Source organism: Streptosporangium sp. NPDC006013 (assembly GCF_040614275.1).
In the GTDB taxonomy this organism is placed as follows: domain Bacteria; phylum Actinomycetota; class Actinomycetes; order Streptosporangiales; family Streptosporangiaceae; genus Streptosporangium.
In genome coordinates, this window is record NZ_JBEXUE010000571.1 from 1 (window position 1) to 5,794 (window position 5,794).

The 5,794-nt window shown below is 74.5% G+C and carries 4 protein-coding genes; all 4 read left to right on the forward strand.

The annotated features are described in order from the left end of the window. The first annotated feature begins 165 nt into the window (after window positions 1-165). The 4 genes from ABZ260_RS45180 to ABZ260_RS45195 all read left to right on the forward strand — a co-directional run bounded on the left by ABZ260_RS45180 (window position 166) and on the right by ABZ260_RS45195 (window position 5,666). The gene (locus ABZ260_RS45180; protein ID WP_355630451.1) at window positions 166-1,401 is read left to right on the forward strand and encodes a VWA domain-containing protein; all 1,236 of its coding nucleotides are present in this window, start codon (window positions 166-168) and stop codon (window positions 1,399-1,401) included. Next, a complete protein-coding gene (locus ABZ260_RS45185) occupies window positions 1,398-3,389 on the forward strand; it encodes a hypothetical protein (RefSeq protein ID WP_355630460.1) in 1,992 nt (663 codons plus the stop codon). Before ABZ260_RS45180 ends, ABZ260_RS45185 begins: the two co-directional genes overlap by 4 nt. A 98-nt stretch (window positions 3,390-3,487) precedes the next feature. Beyond that, window positions 3,488-3,916: a nitroreductase family deazaflavin-dependent oxidoreductase gene (locus tag ABZ260_RS45190; protein WP_355630454.1), complete on the forward strand. Its 429-nt coding sequence runs from the start codon at window positions 3,488-3,490 to the stop codon at window positions 3,914-3,916. 358 nt (window positions 3,917-4,274) lie between these two features. Next, complete coding sequence (locus tag ABZ260_RS45195) at window positions 4,275-5,666, forward strand: helix-turn-helix transcriptional regulator (protein ID WP_355630457.1); 1,392 nt, start codon at window positions 4,275-4,277, stop codon at window positions 5,664-5,666. Window positions 5,667-5,794: the final 128 nt, after the last annotated feature.

Below are 5,794 nucleotides of genomic sequence, written 5' to 3' on the forward strand. Positions count from 1 at the left end.
GCCTGCTGCCCGACATCTACGTGGCGATGGGCCAGACCGCGGAGAACCTGGCCGGGCTGAAGGGCGTCTCCCGGCAGGAGCAGGACGAGTTCGGCCGAGACCCTGGCCCTTTGGACCGCCGCGGACGCCGCCGGGCTGGCCGCGCTGAACGCCCTGCGGCTCCGCGTGCCCGGCCTCCCCCCTACGCCGGCCGAGGCGATCACGGTCGCCGGGGAGCCGGCCTCCCCGGCCGTGCCCGCGGGAAGGCCGGCCGCACCCGCGGCGGGCGGGGAGGCCGCCTCGCGGCGACTCGCTCCGGCCGACCGGTGGCGGCTGCTCCTCGGCAGGGAGACCGGGCGACTGCCCGCCGACGCCAGGCGTTACGCGGACGCCCTGGACGAGCTGTACGGGATGGGGAAGGGAGAGGGAGCGGCCGACTTCGGGCCCGGCGGCGACGGTGGCGGGCAGGGCGTGTCCTTCCCCTCCGCGCGCGAGTGGGCAGCGGAACTCGACGCCCTGTTCGGAACCGAGGTGCGGGAGGAGGTGCTGGCCCGTGCGGCCGACGGCGGGCGGACCGACGTACTGTCCGAGCTCGACCCCGACACGGTACGCCCGTCGATCGAGCTGCTGACCTCTGTCCTGTCCCTGGCGGGCGGGCTGCCCGAGCAGCGGCTGGCCCGGCTCCGTCCGCTGGTCCGCCGCCTGGTCGCCGAGCTGGCCAGGGAGCTGGCCACCCGGATGCGCCCTGCGCTCACCGGCCTGGCGACGCCACGTCCCACCCGCCGTCCCGGCGGCCGGCTCAACCTGCCCGCCACCCTCCGGGCCAACCTGGCGCACACCCGCAGGACCGGCGACGGCAGGGTTCTCGTCGTCCCGGAACGGCCGGTCTTCAGCACGCGGGTACGCAACGAGGCCGACTGGCGGCTGGTCTTCGTGGTCGACGTCTCGGGCTCGATGGAGGCCTCGGTGGTCTGGTCCGCGCTGACCGCGGCCGTCCTGGGAGGCGTTCCCACCCTCTCCACCCATTTCCTGGCCTTCTCCACCCAGGTGATCGACCTGACCGACCGGGTCGCCGATCCGCTGTCCCTGCTGCTCGACGTGCGGGTCGGCGGCGGTACCCACATCGCCGCCGGGCTCGCCCACGCGCGCTCCCTGGTCACCGTGCCGAGTCGCACGCTCGTCGTGGTGGTCAGCGACTTCGAGGAGGGCTACCCGCTCGGAGGGCTTCTCGGCGAGGTCCGCTCCCTCGTCTCCTCCGGCGTGCACCTGCTGGGCTGCGCCGCCCTGGACGACACCGGGGCCCCGCGCTACTCGGTGCCCGTCGCGCGTCAGCTCGTCGCGGCCGGGATGCCCGTCGCCGCACTCAGCCCGCTCGCCCTCGCCCGCTGGGTGGGCGACCGCCTTCGAGGAGAGACCCGTTGAACCTGCCAGCCTCCGCCTCCCCGGCCGGGCAACTGCCACCGGTGGAGCCGCATGTGGTCGCCTCGGCGGTAGAGGACCTCACGCCCAGGCTGCGGAAGAAGCTCGACGCGGCGATCGAGCGCTGCGCCGGGCTCGCCGCCACCGCCTCAGGGCAGGTCGTCTCCATCAGCTGGGGCGAGGACGCGGTGGTCACCCTCACTCCGGGCCCTTCGGGGACGATCGCCGACCCCGGCGCGGCCCGGTGCGGCTGCCTGCTCGCGCCCCGCTGCCTGCACCGCGCCGACGTACTGAGCGCCTGCCCGGTCGCGGAGGCCGGCCTGCTCGAGACCTCCGAGCCGGTCGCCGACGCATCACCCGGTTCGGACGCGGACCCGGGCGCGCCCCTCGCCCCGGCCACCGGCCAGGAAACTGCACAGAACACGATCGGGAGGGCCACCACGGAGGCCGGTCCCGGGGCCAGGCAGGTGGCCGCCGCGGCCGGGTTGTGGGACGCCGCCGCCGCGGTGCTCGGAGGCGGGGTGCCCGGTGCCGGGGCGGTACCCCAAGCGGAGCTGCTCCGCGCTGCCCACACCGCCAGGCTGGCGGGCCTGCACAGGGCCGAGGCCGCTGCCCTGCGCGTCGTGCGCGGCCTGCGTGCCGCTCGCGCACGCCATGACGGCCACCGCCTGGCCGACCTGGTCTCCGCGCTCAGGGAACTCCTGCTGACCGCAGGCAGGCTCGCCGCGGCCGACCCCGATCCCGCCCTGGTGGGAACCGCGCGCCGCGCCTACCGGCAGGGCGAGGCGCTGAAGGTGTACGGGGTCTGCCGGGAACCGGTGATCAGCGTAACCGGCTACGGAGGGGTGGTCACCCACCTCGTCGCCGAGGATGGCCGCTGGTTCTCCGTCGCCGACGTCAGGCCCGGAGGATCGGCGCGTGCCCGCGGTGCCGCCACCGCCACGGTCGCGCTCGGCGCCGCGGCTCTCGACCACGCACAGCTGGCCAGAGGGGGACTGCTGATCTCCGGCGCGACGATCTCGCCCGAGGGCCGTCTCGGCGCGGGTCGCGGCGTGCGGGCCAACCCCGTCGCGGGTCTGTCCTGGTCGGCCTCGCCGCTGGCGGCCCTGTTCGCCAGGCCGCTCGCCGAGACCGCCGGCGTGACGTTCTCCGGGGACCCCTGGGGCGATCCGCAGGACGGCGGGGGAGCGGGGCAGCCGGTCGGATGCGACCTGGTGATCGTCGGTGCCGAGGGAGACCGGGTGCTCGCCCGCGAGCTGCCGCCCCGTGCGGAGCCGGGGGGCGGAGCGGATGCGTTCCCCGTGTCCGCCGGACGTTCCGGCGCCGACGGCTCCCTCCGGGGACCGCTGGTCCGGCTCGCGCCGGCTGACTCCCATCCCGATCTGGCCCATGTCGCCAACCTGCGGCAGCTCGCGTCCAGGCCGGGGCTGAGGGTACGGGTGATCGGCAGGTTGGACCCCGACAGGGCCGCCACCCTGCGCCCGCTCGCGATCGGGCCGGTTCCCGGAGCCGGTCCGACGTTGCGCCTGCCCGCCGAGTGGATGGACCGCGCCGATCTCGGATACGACCGCCTGCGAGGTTCCCACCTCCCGTCTCGCGAGGACTGCCGGCTCCGGGAGGAGGCGGCCGAGGCCGGTACGGACCCGGTGGCGGCCGCACCCCTGTGGCGGGCGCGCCGCCTGGTGGAGCTGGCCGTCTCCGGCGGGCGGCGGGCGGTCGCGGAGTCCGCGCGGGGTGATTCCCTCGCCCAGCGGGCCGCGCTCCGCCGCGCGGGCTTCGAGACCGCCGCCGACCTCGTCGACGCGCTCACCGCGGAGGCCGACCGCCGCACCCGCGACGTGTTCGGCCGCCTGGCCGACTCCGGCGGCGACCGGTACGCCTGGACGTGGCTCGCCGCCGCCGTCCATCTCACGGTCACGGAACGGGCACTGGTCCGGGCGTCCTGGCACGACGGCCACGTCCGATGTGCTCCTGGAGAGCGGGCCGGATGACACCCGCGTGGCGCTTCCCGGTGTTCGGCCGCCCTCGCGGGTGCGGGCAGGAAGGACCGGATCAAGAAATGTCGCCGGTGGCCGATAGCGTGCGCGGCATGAGCGATGAGATCACCGACTCCCCCACCGGTTGGGTCGCCAAGCACGCCCGCAGGTACGTCGAGTCGAACGGCGCGGAGGGCCACCTCTATCACGGCCGGCCGACGCTGCTGCTGACGACGGTCGGCCGCAGGTCCGGGGTGCGCCGGCGCACCCCGCTGATCTACGGTCGTGACGGTGACGCCTACGTGGTCGTCGCCTCCAACGGAGGGGCCACCGGCCACCCGCTGTGGTACCACAACCTGCTGGCCCTGCCCCAGGTCGAGGTGCAGGTGGAAGCCGAGACGTTCACGGCCCTCGCGCGGACCGCGACCGCCGAGGAGAAGCCCGCGCTGTGGCGGCAGATGGTCGGCATCCACGCCGAGTACGCCGGCTACCAGCGCAAGACCGACCGCGACATCCCGGTGGTGATCCTCACACCTGCCTGAGGTCCCAGGCCCGTCACCCGGTCATGACCGTGGCACCGGGGCGGACCGGGGGTTCCCGTCGTCCCGGCCGGCCGCCCTCACCGAGGTGGCACCGGAAAGCGGACGGGAACGGCCATGACCGCTCACCTGTACCGGGGATCTCGCGACGGGGTCAGAAACGGGCCGCGACCGTCGTGGTCGCGCGCACGGCTGCGATCTCATGGCGGGGCCGGGCGAGGTCGTGAGCTGTTCGTGATCTCATTTGGACCGCGACAATGCTGGCCACAAAGGGCAGTACGATCTACTGTAATTGACAATAAACCGTGCGTAAGGAGTGGGGCGTGGATCTCATCGTGCCGCCGGCGGAACGGGTGTGCTGATGGCCAGTCAAGCAAGCATCGGTGACCGCATCCGCAGATTGCGGTTGAGCAAGCACATGTCCCAGGCGCAGCTGGCCGGGCCGGACCTGTCTGACAGTTATGTTTCGCTCATCGAGTCAGGGAAGCGGAATCCCACTCCGAACGTCACGCGCCTGCTCGCCGAGCGGCTCGGCTGCGGCATCGAGTTCCTGCTCCACGGGATCGAGCCGCACCAGCGCGTCGACACCGGGCTCGCCCTGCGCCACGCCGAGCTGGAGTTGTGTCACGGGGATCCGGCCGTGGCGGCCGATCGTTTCGCGGAAACGGTCAGGGCCGCGGGCGACGACAACGCCGCTCTCGCCGCGCAGGCGAGGTTCGGCCAGGCTCGTGCGCTGGAGGCCCAGGGGTACACGGCGCAGGCGGTCGAGGCCTACGAGCGGCTTCGCCGCGAGGCCGCGGCGCATCCCGAGCGCCTTGCCGACCTGCCGGTCGTCGTGGCGCTCTGCCGCTGCTACCACCGAGCCGGTGACGCGCTACGCGCCCGGGATCTCGGGCTGAACGCCCTGGCACAGGCCGTTCGGCTCGGGCTCGACCAGGGCGCCCTGGCTCTCGACCTCGCCGTGCTGCTCGCCGAGACGGAGATCGACCTGGCATATGCCGAGCGCGTGCTGTCGGCGTCCGGCACGCCCGAGGCCGTCGACCGCGGTCCGGAGGTTCTCGGCCTGTGGCAGGCCAGCGCGGCCGCGGCGGAGAAGGACTCCGCGCTGGCCCTGCGGCTCGCGGAGGACGCCATCGCCGCCGGCCGGTCCACCCAGATGGCCTCCGACTACGCCCGGAGCGCGATGTGCTGGGCGTGGATCACCGCCGCGAGCCCCGAGGACGCCGGCCTTGACCGGGCGGGCGAGTTCGCCGCCTCCGCGGCCGAGGTCCTCACGCGCCTGTCACCCGGGGCGGTCGAACACGCCCGGAGCCTGATCGTGCTCTCCCGCGTGCGGCTGCGCGCCGGCGACGTGGACGCCGCCGCCGACCTGTCGGACCGGGCTCTCGGCCTGCTCGCCGGTGTGCGCGGGGCGGTGCCGGCCATGGCGTACGTGGTCCTGGCCGAGCTCGCCTTGGCACGCTCCAAAGACGGCGGCCCGGCGCTGGCGGAGGCGCAGGAGGCACTCGCCGACCCGGCCACCGCGTCGGCCTCCCTCACCGACAGGCAGTCGGCCAGGCTCTGGCGCGAGATCGGCGACCTCTGGGGGCGGGCCGGATCGCCGGAGAGGCAGACGAACGCCTATCGCCGGGCGCTCGAAACCGTGGGGGTCTGCTCGCGGATGGAGACGCCACCCGGCTCGACGTGGCGTGAGGTGGTGACTCCCGCGATTCCGGCGCACCTCGGCGCTTCGCGCGGGGTGGCGGCCGGGTAGCTCGCCCGCGGGGCCGGTTCTCGCCCCGCTCGTCCGCCTCGCTGAGGAAGGGCTCGCCGAGATACCCGAGGACCTCCAGGTCGACTCTGCAGGACGCCTGGCCAATCTCACTGCCGGCCTTGCCTGGG

Coding starts and splice junctions, on each gene's coding strand:
- ABZ260_RS45190 (WP_355630454.1), top strand. CDS start 3,488: ATGAGCGATGAGATCACCGACTCCCCCACCGGTTGGGTCGCCAAGCAC.
- ABZ260_RS45195 (WP_355630457.1), top strand. CDS start 4,275: ATGGCCAGTCAAGCAAGCATCGGTGACCGCATCCGCAGATTGCGGTTG.